Annotated in this window: 22 protein-coding genes and 1 pseudogene; 10 read left to right on the forward strand and 13 right to left on the reverse strand. The window is 64.1% G+C overall.

The window, feature by feature from the left end; translation table 11 throughout:
* Positions 1-105: 105 nt before the first annotated feature.
* From WKW79_RS31715 to WKW79_RS31745, 7 genes are read right to left on the reverse strand one after another with little or no spacing between them, the layout of a single operon-like run.
* Positions 106-1,101 (reverse strand): amidohydrolase family protein, encoded by a 996-nt coding sequence (locus WKW79_RS31715; RefSeq protein WP_340339212.1) that lies wholly within the window; start codon positions 1,099-1,101, stop codon positions 106-108.
* Positions 1,102-1,103: 2 nt separating this feature from the next.
* Positions 1,104-1,673: a 3-hydroxyanthranilate 3,4-dioxygenase gene (locus WKW79_RS31720; protein ID WP_340339213.1), complete on the reverse strand. Its 570-nt coding sequence runs from the start codon at positions 1,671-1,673 to the stop codon at positions 1,104-1,106.
* 11 nt (positions 1,674-1,684) lie between these two features.
* Positions 1,685-2,113 carry a RidA family protein gene (locus tag WKW79_RS31725; RefSeq protein WP_340339214.1) on the reverse strand — a complete coding sequence of 143 codons (429 nt, stop codon included), beginning with the start codon at positions 2,111-2,113 and terminating at the stop codon, positions 1,685-1,687.
* 26 nt (positions 2,114-2,139) lie between these two features.
* Positions 2,140-2,925 carry a 2-keto-4-pentenoate hydratase gene (locus WKW79_RS31730; protein WP_340339215.1) on the reverse strand — a complete coding sequence of 262 codons (786 nt, stop codon included), beginning with the start codon at positions 2,923-2,925 and terminating at the stop codon, positions 2,140-2,142.
* Positions 2,926-2,938: 13 nt separating this feature from the next.
* A complete protein-coding gene (locus tag WKW79_RS31735; RefSeq protein ID WP_340339216.1) occupies positions 2,939-3,742 on the reverse strand; it encodes a 2-keto-4-pentenoate hydratase in 804 nt (267 codons plus the stop codon).
* 14 nt (positions 3,743-3,756) lie between these two features.
* Complete coding sequence (locus WKW79_RS31740; RefSeq protein WP_340339217.1) at positions 3,757-4,146, reverse strand: RidA family protein; 390 nt, start codon at positions 4,144-4,146, stop codon at positions 3,757-3,759.
* Positions 4,147-4,153: 7 nt separating this feature from the next.
* A complete protein-coding gene (locus WKW79_RS31745; protein WP_340339218.1) occupies positions 4,154-5,638 on the reverse strand; it encodes a 2-hydroxymuconic semialdehyde dehydrogenase in 1,485 nt (494 codons plus the stop codon).
* Positions 5,639-6,090: 452 nt separating this feature from the next.
* Here WKW79_RS31745 and WKW79_RS31750 point away from each other — a divergent pair, with 452 nt between their 5' ends.
* The 3 genes and pseudogenes from WKW79_RS31750 to WKW79_RS31760 form a co-directional block, all read left to right on the forward strand.
* The gene (locus WKW79_RS31750; RefSeq protein ID WP_340339219.1) at positions 6,091-6,225 is read left to right on the forward strand and encodes a hypothetical protein; all 135 of its coding nucleotides are present in this window, start codon (positions 6,091-6,093) and stop codon (positions 6,223-6,225) included.
* A 137-nt stretch (positions 6,226-6,362) separates the two neighbouring features.
* A complete protein-coding gene (locus WKW79_RS31755) occupies positions 6,363-6,542 on the forward strand; it encodes a hypothetical protein (protein WP_340339220.1) in 180 nt (59 codons plus the stop codon).
* A gap of 33 nt (positions 6,543-6,575) precedes the next feature.
* Positions 6,576-6,998, forward strand: a pseudogene (locus tag WKW79_RS31760) (flavin reductase family protein); the annotation flags it as partial.
* A gap of 19 nt (positions 6,999-7,017) precedes the next feature.
* Here WKW79_RS31760 and WKW79_RS31765 read toward each other — a convergent pair.
* Complete coding sequence (locus WKW79_RS31765) at positions 7,018-7,998, reverse strand: LysR substrate-binding domain-containing protein (protein ID WP_340339221.1); 981 nt, start codon at positions 7,996-7,998, stop codon at positions 7,018-7,020.
* A gap of 3 nt (positions 7,999-8,001) precedes the next feature.
* Positions 8,002-8,952: an AraC family transcriptional regulator gene (locus WKW79_RS31770; RefSeq protein WP_340339222.1), complete on the reverse strand. Its 951-nt coding sequence runs from the start codon at positions 8,950-8,952 to the stop codon at positions 8,002-8,004.
* 120 nt (positions 8,953-9,072) lie between these two features.
* On the opposite strand from WKW79_RS31770, the gene WKW79_RS31775 reads away from it, so the two are divergent.
* Both WKW79_RS31775 and WKW79_RS31780 read left to right on the forward strand, forming a co-directional pair.
* On the forward strand, positions 9,073-9,885 hold the full coding sequence (locus WKW79_RS31775) for an SDR family oxidoreductase (protein WP_340339223.1): 813 nt from the start codon (positions 9,073-9,075) through the stop codon (positions 9,883-9,885).
* A gap of 230 nt (positions 9,886-10,115) precedes the next feature.
* Positions 10,116-10,370: a patatin-like phospholipase family protein gene (locus tag WKW79_RS31780; RefSeq protein WP_340339224.1), complete on the forward strand. Its 255-nt coding sequence runs from the start codon at positions 10,116-10,118 to the stop codon at positions 10,368-10,370.
* A gap of 470 nt (positions 10,371-10,840) precedes the next feature.
* Here WKW79_RS31780 and WKW79_RS31785 read toward each other — a convergent pair whose 3' ends face one another.
* Positions 10,841-11,095 (reverse strand): RNA-binding protein, encoded by a 255-nt coding sequence (locus WKW79_RS31785; protein WP_340339225.1) that lies wholly within the window; start codon positions 11,093-11,095, stop codon positions 10,841-10,843.
* A 661-nt stretch (positions 11,096-11,756) separates the two neighbouring features.
* Here WKW79_RS31785 and WKW79_RS31790 point away from each other — a divergent pair.
* The 3 genes from WKW79_RS31790 (at position 11,757) to WKW79_RS31800 (ending at position 13,586) form a co-directional block, all read left to right on the forward strand.
* Complete coding sequence (locus WKW79_RS31790) at positions 11,757-12,158, forward strand: GreA/GreB family elongation factor (RefSeq protein ID WP_340339226.1); 402 nt, start codon at positions 11,757-11,759, stop codon at positions 12,156-12,158.
* A 124-nt stretch (positions 12,159-12,282) separates the two neighbouring features.
* Positions 12,283-13,242 (forward strand): universal stress protein, encoded by a 960-nt coding sequence (locus tag WKW79_RS31795; RefSeq protein WP_340339227.1) that lies wholly within the window; start codon positions 12,283-12,285, stop codon positions 13,240-13,242.
* Positions 13,243-13,322: 80 nt separating this feature from the next.
* Entirely contained in the window at positions 13,323-13,586 is a 264-nt protein-coding gene (locus WKW79_RS31800; RefSeq protein ID WP_340339228.1) for a hypothetical protein, read from the forward strand.
* A 125-nt stretch (positions 13,587-13,711) separates the two neighbouring features.
* Here WKW79_RS31800 and WKW79_RS31805 read toward each other — a convergent pair whose 3' ends face one another.
* The gene (locus tag WKW79_RS31805; RefSeq protein WP_340339229.1) at positions 13,712-13,963 is read right to left on the reverse strand and encodes a TolC family protein; all 252 of its coding nucleotides are present in this window, start codon (positions 13,961-13,963) and stop codon (positions 13,712-13,714) included.
* Positions 13,964-14,218: 255 nt separating this feature from the next.
* Between WKW79_RS31805 and WKW79_RS31810 the strand changes: the two genes are divergently transcribed.
* Both WKW79_RS31810 and WKW79_RS31815 read left to right on the forward strand, forming a co-directional pair.
* Positions 14,219-14,419 carry a hypothetical protein gene (locus WKW79_RS31810; protein ID WP_340339230.1) on the forward strand — a complete coding sequence of 67 codons (201 nt, stop codon included), beginning with the start codon at positions 14,219-14,221 and terminating at the stop codon, positions 14,417-14,419.
* A gap of 333 nt (positions 14,420-14,752) precedes the next feature.
* Positions 14,753-16,543 carry a hybrid sensor histidine kinase/response regulator gene (locus WKW79_RS31815; protein ID WP_340339231.1) on the forward strand — a complete coding sequence of 597 codons (1,791 nt, stop codon included), beginning with the start codon at positions 14,753-14,755 and terminating at the stop codon, positions 16,541-16,543.
* A 106-nt stretch (positions 16,544-16,649) separates the two neighbouring features.
* Here the strand turns inward: WKW79_RS31815 and WKW79_RS31820 are convergent, their stop codons facing one another.
* Both WKW79_RS31820 and WKW79_RS31825 read right to left on the reverse strand, forming a co-directional pair.
* Positions 16,650-17,300: a hypothetical protein gene (locus WKW79_RS31820; protein WP_340339232.1), complete on the reverse strand. Its 651-nt coding sequence runs from the start codon at positions 17,298-17,300 to the stop codon at positions 16,650-16,652.
* A 322-nt stretch (positions 17,301-17,622) separates the two neighbouring features.
* Entirely contained in the window at positions 17,623-18,057 is a 435-nt protein-coding gene (locus WKW79_RS31825; RefSeq protein ID WP_340339233.1) for a hypothetical protein, read from the reverse strand.
* Positions 18,058-18,322 lie beyond the last annotated feature (265 nt).

Genomic DNA, 18,322 nt, shown 5'->3' on the forward strand with positions numbered 1-18,322 from the left:
TTGAAATGCAGCCGAGCGCCGCCGCCGATCGGCAGCGCCGAACCGGTGATGCAGGACGATTCGATGGGTCGGCGTCGGCGTTGGCGCGCCGCGTCGTGGGGCCAGCTATGGCAGGTTGAAGAAGGCCGCGGCGTTGCCGTGCAAGATCCGCTGCTTCTGATCCGCGCTCAGAAACTCGACGCCCCGGACCAATGAACCGATGCTCTGCTCGCCGAGCGGGAACGGATAGTCCGAGCCGAGCATGACGTGCTCGGGGCTCATCACGTCGACGAGCAGCCGCAATGCGCCTGGGTCGAACACAATGCTGTCGGTGTAGAAGCGCCGCGCGTACTCCGACGGCGGACGCGGGCAGTCCTTGCGCACGATGTCACGGTGCTTCCATGCGTTGTCGGCGCGGCCGAGCAGGAACGCGAAGCTGCCGCCGCCGTGCGCGAAGCAGATCTTGAGCGACTCTGGGATGCGCTCCATCGCGCCGGACAGGATCAGCGACAGCATGCCGAGCTGCGTCTCGGCGGCCATCGCGACGAGCCACGGCAGCATCCACTTCTTCATACGGTTGCCGCCGCCCATCATGTCCCACGGGTGCACGAGCACGGGGATCGACTGCTCGGCGCAATGTGTCAGGAAGTTGACGAGATGCTCGTCGTCGAGGTCGCAGTCGCCGACGTGGTTGCCAATCTGCACGCCGACGCAACCCGCCCGTTGCGCGCGTGACGCTTCCGCGCACGAGAGCTTCCAGTCCTGCAGCGGCACTTGCGCGAGTGGCTTCAGTCGCTCGGGGTGCGCGGCGCAGAATGCAACCGCCTTGTCGTTCATCCGCGCCGCCCAATCGGCCGCCTTCTTCGCTTCCCAGCCGTAGCCGAACATCACCGGCGTGGCGCAGACGACCTGGGTGTCGATGCCCTGCGCATCCAGTTCGGTGACGCGAAAGTCCGGATCCCACAGCGCCTGGTACACCGGACGGAACGGCTTGTCGCCGAGCATGATCTGGCCCTGCGACGCGCCGCGTTCTACGGCCAGCCACGGCGCGCGCTCGCGCTCGACCGCGTGCGCCTCTTCGCGCGTGATCACCGGGAAGAAATGCGAATGCATGTCGATCATGTTCAACCTCGCGCGCTGTTGAGTGTCTTGTGCCAGGACTTGAAGTCGCGGCCCGGATGGATCTCGCCGCACTGCGGGCAGCGCCGCTCTTCGGCCGTGGTGGCATAGAAGCGCTCGTACACCGGCGGCAGGTCGGCGACGATGCTTTCGAGTTGCATCTCGTACCGCTTGACGACTCCCCCGCACGCGGCGCAGCACCACTGCAGGGCGTCCTTCTCGCCCTTAGGCCGCTGCCGCTCGACCACCAGGCACAGGCTGCCTTCCTCGGGCCGCTGCGGCGAATGGTGCACATGCGGTGGCATGAGGAAGACGTCGCCTTCGCGCAGGTCGACTCGCTCGTACTTTCCATCGGCCCACATCAGCAGGTAGGCGTTGCCCTTGAACTGGTAGAAGAATTCCTCGACCGGATCGTCGTGGAAATCGCTGCGCTCGTTCGGGCCGCCGACCACCGTGACCATGAAATCGCCGTCTTTCCAGATCTGCTGGTTGCCAACCGGCGGCTTCAGCAGATGCGCGTTGTCGTCGAGCCAGCGCTTGAAATTCAGCGGTAGACCGTGCTTGAGATCCATCATCTCGGTTCTCCCTATAGCGGTTTGTAGGCCACGCCCTTGATCTCGATCAGCAGGTGCGGGTGCGGCAGTTGGTGCACGGCGACCGTCGTGCGCGTTGGGCCTTCGTAGTCGAAATACTCGGCCCAGACCTCGTTGTAGCCACCGAAGTCGTTCATATTGACGAGAAAAGCCTGCGTCTCGACCAGGTCGGACAGGTTGGCGCCGGCGCTGCCCAGTATGTCGCGCATGTTCTCGATCACTGCTCGCGTCTGCGCGCGGATGTCGAGCTTGGTCACGCCCATCGGGTCGACCTCGACGCCGACGAACGTGTTGTCGGGCCGGCGCGAGCTGGTGCCCGAGACGAAAAGGAAGTCGCCAGCGCGCTTGATGTGGGGGAACTTGCCTCGCGGCGTCGCCTTGCCGGCGACGACCGTGGCTTGCTTCACGTTGTCTGTGCTCATAGTGGTTTCCTGTCGATGCTGCGGGCCTACCGGGCCGCACCTGTCGTCGTGAATGTCACCTGGCCGAGCGCGCCGCTGCCGCTGCCGACGCGGCACTGCACGTGCAGACCAGGCCGCAAGGCCTCGGCCGCGGTGGCGCCGCCAGCCATGATCAGCGAGCCCGCGGGCAGGCTCATCTGCGCTCCGTGCAACAGGCGCGATGCCTGCACCACCGAGCGCAGCGGATGGCCGAGGATTGCCGCGGTGGAGCCGACGAGCACGTCGCGCCCGTCGAACTGCACCCGCACACCGGCGTTGGCCAGACAGTCGAAGCGACGTGACCACGGGCCGATCACGACGCCCGCCGACGAACAGTTGTCGGCGACCACGCCTTCGAGGCTGAACTTGAAGTTGCGGTAGCGCGAATCGATGATCTCCAGCGCCGGCGCCACCGCCTCGAGGTAGTCCACCGCCTCCAGGGACGTGAGCGGCGCATCAATGACGCGGCGGGTGACGAAGCAGACCTCGGGCTCGACGCGCGGGTGGATGTAGCGGCTCAAGCTCACGATGCCGCCGTCCTCCTCGATCATGCTGTCGGTCAGCAGCCCCCAAATCAGGCTGTCGACGCCCATCTGAATCATCTTGGCGCGGCTCGTGAAACCGAGCTTGATGCCTTTGTGGCGCTCACCGCGCTCGATGCGCCGCTGGATCGACGCGCGCTGGATTTCGTAGGCCTGCTCCAAGGTGAAATGCCCCGGAGGGAACTGATCCACCTCTTGCCGCTCGGCCGCGGCGCCGTCGAGCAGTGCCGCTGCTTCCTGAATGACGCTCATGTTGCTTGTCCCTTCACTTGTGCGTGAACAACGCGCTCACCGATCCGAGCCCTTCGATCTGCGCGCTGAACACGTCGCCGGGCTCCACAACGACCATCGGCCCCAGCGCGCCGGTCAACACGACATCGCCGGCACGCAGCGGCGTGCCCATACGCACCAGCACGTCGGCAAGCCAGATCGCGGCCGTGAGCGGGTTGCCGAGGCATGCGCCGCCGCCGCCCACCGACACCTGTTCGCCGCGACGCTCCATCACCATGCCGCAGTCGGCGAGATCCAGCTTGTCGAGCGATACTGGCCGCGTGCCGAGCACGAACAGCCCCGACGATGCGTTGTCGGCGACCGTGTCGGCGAGGCGGATATCCCAGTTGGCAATGCGGCTGCCGACGACCTCGATCGCCGGCAGCGCGTAGGCCGTAGCCATGATCAGATCGGCCACGGTATGCTTCTCGTGCGGAAGATCGCGGCCGAGCACCAGCGCGATCTCAGCTTCGACCTTCGGCTGCATCAACCGCGACCAGGCGATCTCTTCTCCGTCCGAAACCGCCATGTCGGCGAACAGCGCGCCGAAGTCCGGCGAATCGACGCCAAGCTGTTTCTGCACCGCCTTCGACGTGAGGCCGATCTTGCGTCCGACCAAGCGGCCCCCGGCATCGAGCCGGTGCTGGCTGACTTGCTGCTGCACCTCATACGCCGCCGTCAGCACGTCGCCGTCGAGGGCGGCGGCTTCGATCGCGTCACGCACCGGCGCGATCGGCTGGCCACTGGATGTCGCCTGCCACAACTGGTCGGCCACGGTCTTGATTCGTTGATTCACCATTGCTCTCCTAAGGATCATTGCCGGTCGCTCACGAAGACAAACTCGATCTCGACCAACGCGCCCAGCGGCAGCGTGGTCACGCCGACCGACGTGCGCGCTGGCGGCGCGATGTGCGCGAACTTCCGTTCCCATACTTCGTTGAACTCGCCGAACTGCTCGAAGCGAGTGGTGTAGATGTGGGCCATGCATAGCTGCTCGAGCGTGAAGCCGTAGTCCTGCAAGGCCAGCTCCAGGTTGTCGAAGATGCGATCTGTCTGAACACCGACGCCGCCTTCGACCATGGCGCCGGTGGCCGGGTCGAGCGCAACCATGCCCGAGACGAAGCCGAACGGCCCGCTGCGCACGCAGGGTGTGTACCGGAACTTGGGCGCGGGGATGCGCGCGGAGGTCAGCAGCTCGCGCATGACGCTCTCAAAGTTTCACGCAGATGTTGGTCGTCTCGGAGTAGAAGTCGAGCGACCAGCGTCCGCCTTCTCGTCCGAGGCCCGAGAGCTTGACGCCGCCGAACGGAGTGCGCAGGTCGCGCAGGTACCAAGTGTTGACCCAGACGATGCCGGTATGGAACTGGCGCGCGACGCGGTGCGCGCGCGACAGGTTCGTGGTCCACAGCGTCCCCGCGAGGCCATAGACCGAATCATTGGCGCGTTTCAGGACCTCCTCCTCGCTGTCGAACGGCGCGATGTGGCAGACCGGGCCGAACACCTCCTCGCGCATGCAGCGGGCGTTGTCGGCCAAGCCGGTCCAGATCGTCGGCTGAATGAATACGCCTTCGTCGCGCTGGTCGCCGAACTTCGGCATGCCGCCGCCGGTGACGAGCGTCGCCCCTTCCTCGAGCGCGAGCTTGTAGTACGACAGCACCTTGTCGCGGTGCTTGCGCGAGATCAGTGGGCCCATGTCCACGCCGGGCTCGTCGGGGTAGCCGATCTTCAGCTTCTCTGTGCGCGCCTTCATCGCCTGGACGAAGCGCTCGAAGATCGGCCGCTCGACATAGACGCGCTCGGAGCACAGGCAGACTTGGCCGGAGTTGGCGAACGACGAGCGGACCACGCCTTCGACGGCCGCGTCGAAGTCGCAGTCGGCGAACACGATCGCGGCGTTCTTGCCGCCGAGCTCGAACGAGACCTCCTTCACCCCGTCGGCGACGGTCTTCATGATCGTCGAACCGGTGCGCGACTCGCCGGTGAACGTGACCGCGTCGATGTCAGGATGCGCGGTCAGGAAGGCGCCGGCCGAATTGGCGCCGAAGCCGTGCACCAGGTTGAACACGCCGGGGGGAACACCGGCCTCGTGGAACGCCTCAGCCAGCAAGGTCGCCGACGACGGCGTCTCCTCCGACGGTTTGACGACGATCGTGTTGCCGCAGATCAGCGCCGGGCCGCTCTTCCAGGTCATCGACAGGATCGGCAAGTTCCACGGCGAGATGCTCGCGACCACGCCGAGCGGCTTGCGCACGGTGTAGTTGATCAGGTTGTCGCCGTCGGCAGTGCGCGTCTCGAAGAAGTCGGTCTGCGCGTTCTTTCCGAGGTCGGCGAAGGTGCGCAGGTTCATGATCGCGCGGTGAACGTCGAGTTTCTGCGCCTGCTGCACGGTGCGGCCAGTGTCGGCCACTTCCGCGGCGACGAACTCGTCGAAGCGTCGCTCGATGACATCGGCCACGCGGTGCAGCATCTTCGCCCGCTCTTCCGGAGTGGTCTGTCCCCAAGGACCCTTCAGAGCTCTGCGCGCCGCCTGCACCGCGCGGTCAACGAGCGCAGCATCGGCTTCGTGCACCTGCGCCAGCACCTCGCCGTTCAGCGGGCTGACATTGTCGAAGCGCTTGTCGGTGGAAACAAATTCGCCGTCGACGTAGTTGCGCAGCGACTTCAGCGTGGGCGGCAGGACGTACGGCGTGGTCATTACTGGACTCCAAGGTTGCGGATGTGGAATGCGGAATGCGACGGACTGTAAACAGCGGAGTTAGCCGTGGCTAATGAAACAATGGCTTTCAGCTATAGCCAACGGGAATGGTTGCGCGCCGGTCAGGACGCCGCACGCCATCGCGGGGCCAGGGCAGCAACGCGGCCTTGCTGTCGTCAGCGGACCCTGAGCGGGCCTCCTGAGCCAGCATGGACGCGCTCGTCGTCTCGCGCGTCGCCGAGTACACCGTGCATGCTGGTCGGTGAAGACTCGGGCCATCGGCTGCTCATCGCCCGCGAGGACAGCCAGGCGCTCCAGCACACGGATGCACGTCTGTAGTTCGGCCGCGGGTATTCAGTCGAACAGGCGCTCGAGAACCTTCTCGCGCGCAGCCATCACTCGATCCACGAACGCCTCGCCCTTCGGCGACAGACCTGGCTTTCACAGCGCTGTTGGAAGTCGCACCAAAGCCCGTCATCTTTGCCATCAACGTACTCGCGGAAGGCGCACACAGCTTCGCGCACAAGTCGGTCGACAGCAGGCAACTGATGGCGATGATGGGACTGGTGCGTCCGCAAACAGCCTGAGGGCACGGGATTCGGGGCGGACATCATCGAATCGGGCACCTGCCGGTGCGACTCATCACCGTGCACACCATTGGCCTTCATCGGACACCAATTGGTAATCTGTTCAGACCTTCCCTATTCCCATCGAAGCGCCTCTGATGCGACCCACTTTCGCGCCAACGATGAGCCTGCTGCCCACCGGCAGCATCGGACCGCGTCCAATCGCCTTGGTGACCTCGCTCGGTGCGGACGGTCTCTGCAATGCGGAACCCTTCAGCGCGTTCAGCTTCATGGGGGAGGAGCCGCCCCTGTTCGTCATCGCGATCGACAGCTGCTGAGAGGAAGCCCATCGGCCGCGCGAGCGGAAGGACACGCTGGTCAACAACCTCGACCGCAGGGAGTTTGTCATGAACATGGTGGCCGAGCCGATCGCGGAGCGCATGGCCCGCTGTGCCATCGACTACCCGTCACGCGTGTCAGAGCCGCGGGCCGTGGGCCTGGAGCTTGCGCCGAGCAAGATCGTGCGGGTGCCGAGGATCGCGGAGGCGCCGATCTCCTGGGAATGCGAGCTTTTCAGGACCATCGAGTTCTCGGAGCACCCGACACTGGTCTTCGGGGAGATCGTTTCAATAGCCTTCAAGGAGAAGTTGCTGGACGAGGACCGCATGCGCGTTCATGTCGACCGGTTCGCCCCGTATGGGCGGCTGGGCGGCCCGAACTACGTGCGAACCACGGATCGCGTGCAGCTGCGCGTGCCGACCTTCCTGCCTTCGGTCGGAGCACCGAGGGAGTAGGTCGCGCGAAGTCTGCAGGTCACTCCGAAACCTGGTTCAGGTCGACGGCGGCCCGCTTGAGGCACACGAGGAATCGCTTGCAGGACGGCGCAAGATCCTTGTCCGCCCGGATCGAGAACCCGACGCGCCCCGCGTTGTGCATGGCGGGCATCGAAAGAATCGACAGGCTGCCGACCTTCATCAACTGAACCGCCGCGGCGCGCGGCATGAATGAGAGCAGGTTGCTGTGAAGCATCAGCCCGAGGTTGGCGAGCAGCGACAGCGACTCGACCCTTGGCGTCGGCACCGGGATGCCCGCGTCGTGGAACATCTTCTCGGCCGCCATGCGTGCGGGCGACTCTGGCAAGGGGAAGATCCAGGGGGCATCCGCGAGTTCGGCGACTGCGACATCTTCCCTCCCGGCGAGCGGATGGTCGGTACCGCAGACCACGCTGAATTCCTCGCCATAGAGCGCCTCGTGCCTGATCGGAAGCGAGGTGAAGAGCTGCGAGTCCCGCTCGGGCAGCCGGCCGACGACGATGTCGATCTCGCCCGTCATGAGCTTAGGAAACAACTGCGCGGCAGTCCCCTCCTTGATCGTGACGAGCACGCCGGGCGCTTCGTCCTGCAATTGCGCAATCGCCCGCGGAAGCAGGACGGCCGAAGCGGCGATCAGTGTTCCGACAATGAGGTGCCCCGTGTCGCCTTTCCGGAAGGCTTGAACCTCGTCGGTCATGAATCGAAGCTCCGCGATCAACGATCGCACGCGACGGCCGAGCATGACTCCGAACTCGGTGGGCGTGACGCCGCGGTTCGATCGGTTGAACAGTTCTTCATCGAAGAACGACTCCAGCTCGAAGATGGCCTTCGAGATGGCGGGCTGCGTCAATCCGAGTTCATTGGCGGCGCGAATGAACGATCCGGTTTCGAGCACCCGCGCGAAAACCATCATCTGGCTGAGCTTCAGCTTTCGACTCAGGTTGATCGTGGAGATCGGCCTGGCGTTGATGCGTTCGTTCATGGTTCAAGCTCCAGTCTGATTCTGGGTTGCTAGCGAGGCATCGATGCGCCCTGCGCGCGCGAACGAGCTTGGCGAAACGCCGACCGAACGGCTGAACGCCGCGCTGAAGGCACTTGCCGATTGGTAGCCGATGCCATGCGCGACTTCCCCAAGCGAAAGGCCGTCGTGCCACAGCATGTCCTTCGCCAGGGCCATGCGCCAACGCAGGACATACTCCATCGGCGGCACCCCCAGCACTTGCATGAAACGGGCGGCGAACGCGGCGCGCGACATGCCCACTTCTTCCGCGAGGCCCTCGATGGTCCAGCGTCGCGCGATGTTTTCGTGAACGAGGCGCAGCGCCTTCGCCATGCGGACATCCGCCAGGCCCGCAAGAAGCCCGGCGAGCGGAGCGATGGCGTCCTCGTGCACCGGACGCCAGCGCAAGGCCTCGATCAGCATGACCTCCACGAGGCGGCTCAGGATGGCATCGCCGCCCGCCCGTTGCGTCGAACTCTCTTCGCCGATGGCACGCGCGACCCAGGTTAGCCGCTGCGCACCGGGATCGTCGGCCTTGATGTGGACCACGGTCGGCAGCAAGCCGACGAGGAGCGGCGCATTCGTCGGGTCGAACACAAAGTACCCGCCCAACATTCGCACGGCCGCCTTGTCCTTCTGAATGCCGTGCCGGATCTCGCGGGCCGGGGCGGCCTCGGCGATGCGCATGGTGGGCCGCCCCAGCGCTTCGAGGTCGCTCCCCATCCGGAAGCCGGGCGTTGCGGGCAACAGCACGTAGTCGCCCGACTCCATCAGGAAAGGTTCTGCGGATTCGAGGCTGAGCCAGCAGGCACCTTCCAACATGAGGGCAAAACTGGGCTGGCCGTAGTTGGGGTACTGCACCGCCCAACTGCCCGAGCCGCTAACGAACTTCGACAGGACGGTCTGCGGACGAAGCAAGGCAACGATCGCGGCCAAGGGGTCCGAATGTAGACGATCTCGCATGATCGATAGACTAAACGACGTTGATCGTCTTGGTCAAGCCACCTAGCATCAGTCCCTTCTATCGACTGTCTATCTATCTTCGAAGGATCGAACATGAAAACCGTGCTCATTACGGGGTGCTCTTCAGGTTATGGCAAGGCGACGGCGGAATACTTCCTCGAACGGGGTTGGAAGGTCATCGCCACGATGCGGCAACCCGATCCAGGTCTGTCCGGGCACGACCGCTTGCGCGTGGTCCAGCTCGACGTGACCAACGGTGCCAGCATCGACCATGCCATACGGCACGGCATCGCTGCCTTTGGCAAGATCGACGTGATGGTGAACAACGCCGGCATCGGCCTGTTCTCAGCTTTCGAGGTCACGCCCACGAAGACGATCCGAGAAGTCTTCGAGACGAACACGTTCGGCACGATGGCGATGACGCAGGCCGTCATTCCACACATGCGCGAGCGCGGCGAAGGGACGATCATCAACGTGACATCCAGCGTCTGTTTCGCCGGGATGCCGTTGGTCGCGCCGTACGCCGCCAGCAAGTGGGCCATTGAAGGTTTCACCGAGTCGCTATTCTTCGAACTGGACGCGCTAGGCATTCGCGTCCGGCTCGTCGAGCCCGGCTACGGTCCGGGAACGGCCTTCTCCGCCAATGGCATGGAACGCATGAGCGGCCTCGTCTCTGCCCCCTACCAAGCCTACGCCGGGGAACTCCTGGCGCAGTTCGAAAGCCCGGACGCCGCGACCGTCGCGCACCAGGTCGCGGCAGCGGTCTTCGCCGCGGCGACCGATGAGACGGAAAGACTGCGCTTCCCCGCCGGCCCCGACAGCGAGCACCTCGCCAACGCGCGGTGGAACAGCACGGACGAGCAGTTCCTTGCTGGCATGCAGTTGATGCTCCGCTCGAAGGTTTGATTGCCTCGCCGAAATGCAAATGAAACTACCCGATATATTCGCGTGCTCGGTCGTCGCCTTGTCGGCCGCGCTGATTGTGGGATGCGGCTCACTTCATGAGACGAAGACCACCGAAGCGACTTCGGTGCGTACGCCAGAGGAGGTGCGCAGAGAAACTTAGCGCGGGGCCAGAGGCCCCTTCATCTCGACCGGTGGTGGCCTCGCGCTGGGCGGTGGCGGATTGCGCGGCTATGCTCACGTTAGCGTACTTCAGGCCCTTGAGGAAGCCGGTAATCGGCATCGAGGTCGTGGCGGGCGCCTCCGTAGGCGCTCTCATCGGCGCACTCTATTCCAGCGGCAAGAGCCCGGCGGAGATCAGGCAGCTGGCAGAAAAGTTCGACGTCGCAACCCTGACGGACTGGCACATCAGCCAGATATATCAATCGAGTGATCACTCTTGGAGCACCGATACGCAGCGTGTGCGGACGGAAAAGCTAGCAGTTTGATGCTTGCGTCCGCAAACCGTCGTTTTCTTCTCTATACGCTGGGGCAGGACCGCAAAGGACGCGCACCCGCCCAATGCTTTGGCAGCGGCTAATGACCGCTTCGAGCCAGTCAGTTGACGTTCGATGAATGAGGCCTCGAGGGCCGCTCATGGCCGACTGCCGAGTTCCATTCGCGACTTGCCACCGACCGCTCACGCTGCGGGTGCCAACGTGTTCGATTCGCTATCATGAGATCGCGCCCTATCCCCCTCGTGCGGCAGTTGCGGCGTACCCGGCTGCGTTTAACATAAATCGGATAGCTTGCCTCGCGACTGAAGCCCCGAATAGAAATGTCGTTGTTCTCGTCCATCTCTTGGATCCGAGGTACAGCGACGGAAAAACCCACGGCAACTATTGCCATCTCATTGCGACACACAGATCGAGCTCATGGGATGATTACCCTGTGCTTGGCCTCGCATTGAAGTCTGGTGTCAAGCCAAGTCGTCCTTGAGGACTCGCGCAACGATCCGCCCCTTTCCCCAGTACAAGTCATGGATGCGCTCCTTGAGGTTGCGCAGCGCCTCAGAATCAACGTTTGAGAAGTCGACGATGACGGCGAGTGGCGATCCGTCGTCGGCCACGTGTTGTAACTCGCTGAAGGCGGGAAAGCCAAACTTCATGAGAAAGGTGCCGATCTCTTCCTCTGAGACCCCGCTCTCGACATTTCCCAACCAGAGCCGTGCCATCTCAAGGTCCTCGGGCTCAATTGACGTCGAGAAATGATCGACATGCCTTGATCCAGCGCAAATGTGACCGGGTCAAAGCGGGGGCGACGCTGCCTCCTCTGCCGTTCTCCGCTCCATCCAGAGCCCGTAACCGTCAAGCCTCTGCATCGGCAACGGCTCGTCCCACGCTGATCGAAACTCGTGTTCGTGCCAACCGAGTTGCGCGAAAAAATTCCGCGCGATATTTGTCATGCAGGCACAGGTAGGGACTCAGGTAAGAGATGCCGTGCGTGCATTCGGGAGGTGCGCTCAGCAACTCCTCCGTGGACCTCAGCTCTCATTCGGCTACGCAGCGCTTGCACGCGAACTCGTCGGAACGAGCAATCTGGCAGAGGTCGTGAGGACATTGGGCCCCGATGATTGCAGAATCAGTTGGATTTCCTACACTTCCGTCATGACCATCACCCTGATTTGCACATACGTTGCCTGGGCTGCGCTGCTGCTTGCAGCGCCCTATGCAATTGCGGCTGCAAGTCAGGCGCATCGTCAGCTGATGCCAGCACATTCCTAAGCCCGGCGGTCCGCTCTCTCCCTTCAGCGCAACCATCCACCGCCGGGCACAAACGCCGCGCGTTAGCGGACGTCGTTTTCACACGGCGTTCGCATTCGATGGAGTGCAGCTATGCATGCAATTGTTCACGGCGAGCGCACGCTCACCGATCTTGATTTCGCACGTCTGACGAAGCTTCTAAGCCTGCACGGTCCCCCCGCTCTCGCAGATTTGCTCGCAAGCGCGGAGGTCACGAAGTCCCGTGCAGTCGACATCGATGTCGTCACGATGTACTCGCGCGTCGAAGTGGTCGACGTGCGCACCCGTAGGCGCCAGGTGCTCACGATCTGCTATCCGGGAGATGCGGTGCCCGCTGCCGGCTGCATCTCGGTGCTCTCGCCAGTTGGTGTCAGCATCCTCGGCCTGAGAGCCGGCGACATCGCCAAATGGCTTACGCCCACCGGCGAGGAGTGCGATTCCGAAATCGCCGCCATCCAGTACCAGCCTGAGGCTGCGGGCGACTATTCCCGTTAGCCCTTCGACCACCCTAGGTCGACCGATGGCTTTCGCACGAGCCGTCCGCATCAACACCCGCATTCCGTAAGCCGCGAAGTCATGCCTTGAAGGCTGGCACTAGCCATATCGAAAAGGATTTGCCTTGACCCCTCACTCCATTCTTGCTGTGACCGATTTCTCGCCGCAGGGAAACTATGCGCTTGCTCGCGCAGCCCTTCTCAGCGCAGAGCACGGCGCACGGCTCAAGCTTGTCTACATGGCGTACCCTGGCGAGGCTCCGCCGGTGGATGCTGCCACCCGGCTGGCGCGCTACGCCCAGCGGCTGAGCGCGCGCCACGGCATCCGAGTGCGTGCAAAAAGTCGGCTCTCGTACAGCGTCGAGGAACTCCTCCCCGAGGTGAGATGTGCAGACCTGGTGGTCTGGGGCGCAGCCTCGGTGAGGAGCTTGCGGTCCTTTTTCATGGGCCAGCCGGTTGAGCAGTTGCTTCGAACCGTCAGGCGGTCCGTTCTCGTAGTGCGGCGCGAGGCCGTTCATGGCTACCGCAGCGTGATAGTTGCGGTCGATTTTACGGAGGCGTCTCGCGGGCTCGTCGAACTTGCCTTTGCCTTGAACAAGACGGCCCAAGTCGAACTCTTTCACGCGGTCAGCACAGCCAACGAGGGAAAGCTTCGGTACGCCGAGGTCTCGGATGACGCTATCAAGGCCTACCACATCGAGTGCCGTCGCTACGCGCAGGACAGGATGTTCTGGCTAACGGACTCGTATGACGCGAGGCGCAATCGTGTCTCGTCCGCGGTCGGCCACGGCGACGCGGCCCGACAGACGGTCGTGCAACAGCAGAACAGTGGCGCCGATCTCATCGTCGTTGGCAGGCAACCGTCATCACGCCTGAGCGACCTCTTCTTCGACAGCACCTCGAATCGGATTCTCGAGTGCTCGCACGCCGACGTACTCGTGGTTCCTCACAACCAAGAGCCGGCTTCCAGCGCCTTCGCCTTGAAGAGGCTTTCAATGGAAGCGCCCGCGATGCGTCGGGTCAGGGCCGGCGCGCCAAATCCACCGCGCTTTCCCAATCCAGCCGCATCGATAGGCGAAGCTTAAAGGCTTCAGCCGAATCGGCCGGTTTCGGAAAGCGGCGACTTGCCGATTCGAGATACCTGTCCACTGAAAGGAGTAACCGCATGCAAGCACTTTTCTTTCAACCGCCATCCCTGCTTTGGGAACGGTGCGTCCAGTACGAACGCGTGAAGTGGTTTTTGTTCGAATCCCTCGAGCGCGAGCGAAGGCTCAACGTGAAGGCGCTGTATGCGACGCCACCGTTTGCCACCCTGGCGATGTTCAGCGTCATGCATCCCCTTCTCTTGCTTCCGTGGGCATGCCTGGCCATTTCCTCGATGAAGCTTCACCCGGTCCGTACCCTCCACCCAGTGCAGGCAGCAAGTTGACCCGGTGCAGGCGGCGTTCGGCCTTGCACGCGCAGCAATGTCGAGCGCACCGTGTACACCGCCATCTGCTGCTGGGTCACCAAGCGGAGGTCGGTGGAGCCCACGCGGTAGCGCGTGTTCTGGAATTAGAGCACGCGTTGCGCCTCGCGTATCTGCGCATCGATGATGGGCTCGCGCTGGCGCAGCGTGGCCTCTTCCGCGAGCGCGGCCTCGACTTCGTTCAAGGCCTTCATCGCGGTCTGCGCCCATGCGGCAGCGGCCAAGTTCTGCTCAGCCGTGCGCGCGTCGACCTGCGCCTGCGAGGCGCCGCCTCGGAACAAGGGAACCAGCATGCTCAGGCCCGCGCCGGAGATCGGATTGCCGCGGTCCTTCAGCACGTCTCCAGCGGGATCTCGATCCAGAGTTTTGCCACACCCGAGCGGACCAAGGCTGAGATCCGTGCAGAGGTCGGACGGGTGGGGGAGATAACGGGCGGCGAGCGGATGCTCGACGGGTTTCGGCGGTAGCAGCGCTTCACCGCATGCTCCCCAACTTTGGGGTCAGCGACGCGATCGCCAGGCACCGAAGCGGATAAACCCCCGGTTAGCCTCAGGTGGTGCGGCCTCCGATGAATTGGGCCGCAGCCAGCAAGCATGCGCTGTTCACGATTGCCTCGGCCTCTTCGGGCGCAGGCCGTGCAGGCCCGCCGGCCGGCCAAGAATCGCGAATTCAAGATGTTTCGCCAGATGATCGAACTGGTGTGCTTCCTGCGCGTGAACCTCCTCGAACTCACCGACATCGCCGTGCAGCAGAGCCTGCGCCGCAGCCAGCAGCTGTTTCGAGAGTCCACGTAGAAGGTAAGGACGACGCGCGAGCATTCGGACGGCGCTGCGCGCGCAAGTCCGGCTCGCGCGGGACGTGCTGCGCGATGGCGCCAAGCGTGTTCGTGCTCGGTGTATCGAAGCCGATCGGCTGCTCACCGAGATACTGGATGTGCCTCACAAGAGCTTTGCGTCGGAAGTGAGGAAGGTGCTGTCTACCGATCACCAGCGTGTCAAGGCGTTCCTGGGAGGCCTGCAGTCGCTGCCTACGATGGCCGAGCCGCCCTCACCCGACGTCCTCGATCGCAACGCGGCGGTCTGAGGGCCCAGGCGCCGAGGCAAGATTCGGCAACAATAGGACCGCCTATGCTCCAAGCCGCCGATACCCGCCAGCGCGGTCCGCTGACCGTCCTGCGACGGGGCCTGCGACATCTCTGGACCGATACGCCTCATCCCAGTCCGCTGGTCGACCAGCGGCTGGCGAGCGCCTACATCCTCGACACGCGCGACCAACCTTACAGCGCCGGCGTGGCCGCCGCCATCTTCTGGATTACCTTCCTTCTCCTGACCGGCGACAAAGGGACGCTGGTCTGGGCGGTGCTGGTGCATGGCATGCAATTGAGCATGTACTTCCACCTCCACGGCGAGCAGCCCGAGGGCTATGGTCTGGAGCGGGCCTTTGCGATCCGCCGCCGGCTCGAGTCGCGCATGCTGATTCCCGGCATCGCCTGGGCACTGGCGCCGTGGCTCTTCTTCCCCAGCGGGCACCTTACCTACATCGTGCTGATGTACTTTTTCATCAGCACCGTGACGGCGGTCTCGACCGCCGCGCTGGCGCAGTGGTGGCGCGCGGCGGTATTGTTCGCCGTGCCGGGCTATGTGAGCTTGTCGGCGCGGCTCATGCTGGAAGGCGACAAGCTGACGCTGCTGATGGGCAGCCTGGCGCTGTTTCAGCTCTGGGGCACGCTGCACTACACGCTCAAGCAGCATAGGCTGATCGTGCAGTCGCTGGAGAACGGCTTCGAGAATACGCTTTTGACCCAGGAGCTATCGCGCCAGCTGAAGCAGGTCGCGCAGCTGTCGGCGCAGCGCACGCGCATCTTCGCCGCCGCCAACCACGACTTGCGCCAGCCTATGCACGCGTTGTCCATATTCATCGACGCGCTGCGCCCCGACCGTCCGCCGACGCCAGAAACCCTGCGCTACATGCGCGACAGCGTGGACGCTCTGCGCACCTCGGTCGACGCCCTGCTGGACATCGCGCACTTCGACGGCGACGCGCAAAAACTGGTGCCGGAGCCGGTGCGGTTGGCGCCCCTGTTCCAGGCGTTGGCCGGCCGCTTCACGGTCGCGGCCGGGGCCAAGGGGCTGGCATTGCGGTTCGTGCCCACAGAGGCGGTGGTGCAGGCCGATGCGCGGGTGCTCTCGCGCCTGCTGGGCAACCTGGTGGACAACGCCATCAAGTACACGCCGAGCGGCCGCGTGCTAGTGGCCGCGCGGCGCAGCCGCAACGCCGCGGGGCCCGCTTGGCGCATCGAGGTGCGCGACTCTGGCGTCGGCATCGACACGCAGCATCGCGAGCAGGTCTTCGAGGCCTTCTTCCAAGTCGACAACCCCGGCCGCGACCGTAGCCGAGGCTTGGGACTGGGCTTGTCGCTGGTGGCCAGCATGGCGCGCATGATGGGGTCGCGCATCGCCTTGCGCTCCGAGACAGGGCGGGGCAGCACTTTCAGCCTGGTACTGCAGGCCGCGCACGCCGCGCCTGCCGCTTCAACCGGTTTTGCGCCGGCACCGGTGGGCGCAGTCGAGGCGCCGCGCCGCGTGCTGGTGCTGGACGACGAGGAGCCGGTGCGCCGCGCCATGGCCACCCTGCTGCGCGGCTGGGGCCATCACGTGGCGCTCGCGGCCAGTCCCGACGAGGCTTGGCAGCAGCCCGGCCACTACGACCTGCTGCTAGGTGACCTTCGGTTGGGCCGCGGCCTGTCGGGCTTGGCGGCCGCCCAAGCATTGCATGCCGTCGGCAAGGTGCGGCGTGTGGCCATCCTGACGGGCGAGACGGCGGTGGCGCACCGAGCAGAGATCGAGCGCGCCGGCTATGCGCTCTTATTCAAGCCGGCCGACGCGCGCCACCTGAGCGCGCTGCTGGCGGGCAGCTAGCTGCGCACAGAGACGTTGGCGGTTTTGTCGCACTCAATACGGTGCGCTTCTCGGACAGGCGTCTTTCGCCAAGCGCCACAAAAATGCACGAAAACCGAGATCACCCCTACGAAGACGCGCGATGCCGCTCGGCCTCTTTCGCATGCTCAACCGTCACGACGACTTGCTGGATTGAAAGCGGCCCCCTGAGTTCGACCTCTCCGGCGAGCACGCTGTCCAGCGCGGCGCGTCCTTTCTTCCCCGCCAGCCAGGACGATGAAGCGCTGACCGACCCGCCGCCGAACTTGGCATGAAGGGCGGTGGCCGCCGCGCGGCTGATCGCCGCGAACGCAGCGTGGTCCTCGGCGGCCGTGGCGGCGCGCACCACTGTGCAATAGGCCTCGAGCTTTTCGGTTTCGAGTCGCAGCCGGCGTGCCTTCGCCTCGCCTTGCGCTATATGCCCGAGGAGCGCGGCGCCATTCGAGGTCGAGAAGACTCTGATGTGGCGCCCCTCTTCCCAACTCGAGTCGCCCCGGGTCATCACCTGAACGGCTCGGCCGCGGGCCTTGGAGGCTGTCTGCGCTGCGGCCTGCGCTGAGGAGGCCTGCGACATGTCCCACACGAGCAACGGCGCATGTAGTGACCCGTGCACAGCCCACCGTCCATCGATGTTGAGAGAGCGGATGTAGAGCGCTGCCGGGCCGCCGTGATCGCGATGCTCCAGCAATGCCGAACCGTGTTCGGCAAGTGAAAGTAGAAGGTATTGTTTTGGCAGCATCGCGGGAATTCTTTGATCAGGCTGCGATTGTGGCGCTGCAGCTCCCGCGGTTGGCCGGTGCTACTTGGGGCGCCCGTCCCAATCCACTGCCACCAGGTCAGTCCACGTACTCTGCGTCTGGGCGCGCAAGGATAGCCGCCCCGTTCGAGATCTGGCTTTCCGATCTTGGCCGGCATCGCTTCATCCCAGCCTTGGAAAGGCTCTGGCCATGTCGCCACGGCGTGACCAACTTGCTTCCGTGCGAGATGACCCAGGCCAAGCCTTGAGGCCATAGAACAGTCCGCGGATTCACCTAGAAGCCACAAGGACTCCAGAGCGCAACTCATCCGTGGAGAAGTCCACTGGAGTCTGATTCTTGCGTTGTGTTGGACGCCAGTGGCTGGGCGTACGACATCGCAAGCAAACGCGCTTCGACCTGCCTGAAGGCCTCGGTGCTCACCAGGCGCTGGATCTCCAGCGAGGCCTGCAAGAGGAAGTCTTCGCCATCGGGCTCTGAGCGCTTGATGCTTTCGCAGAGAGCGAGGTAGGCCTTGAAGCCCGCAATCTCGCGAGTCGTGTAGCCACGCAACCGCGAGAACAACGTCCAGTCCTCGTGCTCGTAGGCGACCACTTCTAGTGGGCTCCACTGCGTCGGGCTCGAGACCTTCTCGGCACGCTGGACCCTGTCGTACAAGCGAACCAATTCGCGGATCATTGGGCTCGTGCTCCAGCGCTGAGCCAGTTCCCCGGGCAGCGCATCGAGGTCCAGCGGCTTCATCACTTCGTGGACTTGAAGTTGACCCGATTTCGCGGACACCCGATCCTTATGGAAGAAGGCGCACGACCCCACCAGTTGAACCGCTCTCGTGCGCTACCTACTCACCAGTCCGTAATTAAAGCGACAAAAACTTGGACTGGTGGTAATCTCTTGAGTCATGAAACGAGACGGCCGCACACTCGACCATGCAACGCTCGAAGAATTTCGTTTGTTGGCGTTGCGCCGGGTTAAGGAGGGCGAGAAGCCGTCGGCCGTGGTGGCCTCG

This window comes from Variovorax robiniae, assembly GCF_037889955.1.
Taxonomy (GTDB): domain Bacteria; phylum Pseudomonadota; class Gammaproteobacteria; order Burkholderiales; family Burkholderiaceae_C; genus Variovorax; species Variovorax robiniae.

Coding starts and splice junctions, on each gene's coding strand:
- WKW79_RS31775 (WP_340339223.1), top strand. CDS start 9,073: ATGAAAACCGTGCTCATTACGGGGTGCTCTTCAGGTTATGGCAAGGCG.
- WKW79_RS31735 (WP_340339216.1), bottom strand. CDS start 3,742: ATGGTGAATCAACGAATCAAGACCGTGGCCGACCAGTTGTGGCAGGCG.
- WKW79_RS31745 (WP_340339218.1), bottom strand. CDS start 5,638: ATGACCACGCCGTACGTCCTGCCGCCCACGCTGAAGTCGCTGCGCAAC.
- WKW79_RS31785 (WP_340339225.1), bottom strand. CDS start 11,095: ATGGCACGGCTCTGGTTGGGAAATGTCGAGAGCGGGGTCTCAGAGGAA.
- WKW79_RS31715 (WP_340339212.1), bottom strand. CDS start 1,101: ATGATCGACATGCATTCGCATTTCTTCCCGGTGATCACGCGCGAAGAG.
- WKW79_RS31820 (WP_340339232.1), bottom strand. CDS start 17,300: ATGCTGCCAAAACAATACCTTCTACTTTCACTTGCCGAACACGGTTCG.
- WKW79_RS31815 (WP_340339231.1), top strand. CDS start 14,753: ATGCTCCAAGCCGCCGATACCCGCCAGCGCGGTCCGCTGACCGTCCTG.
- WKW79_RS31790 (WP_340339226.1), top strand. CDS start 11,757: ATGCATGCAATTGTTCACGGCGAGCGCACGCTCACCGATCTTGATTTC.
- WKW79_RS31720 (WP_340339213.1), bottom strand. CDS start 1,673: ATGATGGATCTCAAGCACGGTCTACCGCTGAATTTCAAGCGCTGGCTC.
- WKW79_RS31825 (WP_340339233.1), bottom strand. CDS start 18,057: ATGAAGCCGCTGGACCTCGATGCGCTGCCCGGGGAACTGGCTCAGCGC.
- WKW79_RS31725 (WP_340339214.1), bottom strand. CDS start 2,113: ATGAGCACAGACAACGTGAAGCAAGCCACGGTCGTCGCCGGCAAGGCG.
- WKW79_RS31755 (WP_340339220.1), top strand. CDS start 6,363: ATGCGACCCACTTTCGCGCCAACGATGAGCCTGCTGCCCACCGGCAGC.
- WKW79_RS31740 (WP_340339217.1), bottom strand. CDS start 4,146: ATGCGCGAGCTGCTGACCTCCGCGCGCATCCCCGCGCCCAAGTTCCGG.
- WKW79_RS31810 (WP_340339230.1), top strand. CDS start 14,219: ATGCGCTGTTCACGATTGCCTCGGCCTCTTCGGGCGCAGGCCGTGCAG.
- WKW79_RS31800 (WP_340339228.1), top strand. CDS start 13,323: ATGCAAGCACTTTTCTTTCAACCGCCATCCCTGCTTTGGGAACGGTGC.
- WKW79_RS31780 (WP_340339224.1), top strand. CDS start 10,116: ATGCTCACGTTAGCGTACTTCAGGCCCTTGAGGAAGCCGGTAATCGGC.
- WKW79_RS31765 (WP_340339221.1), bottom strand. CDS start 7,998: ATGAACGAACGCATCAACGCCAGGCCGATCTCCACGATCAACCTGAGT.
- WKW79_RS31730 (WP_340339215.1), bottom strand. CDS start 2,925: ATGAGCGTCATTCAGGAAGCAGCGGCACTGCTCGACGGCGCCGCGGCC.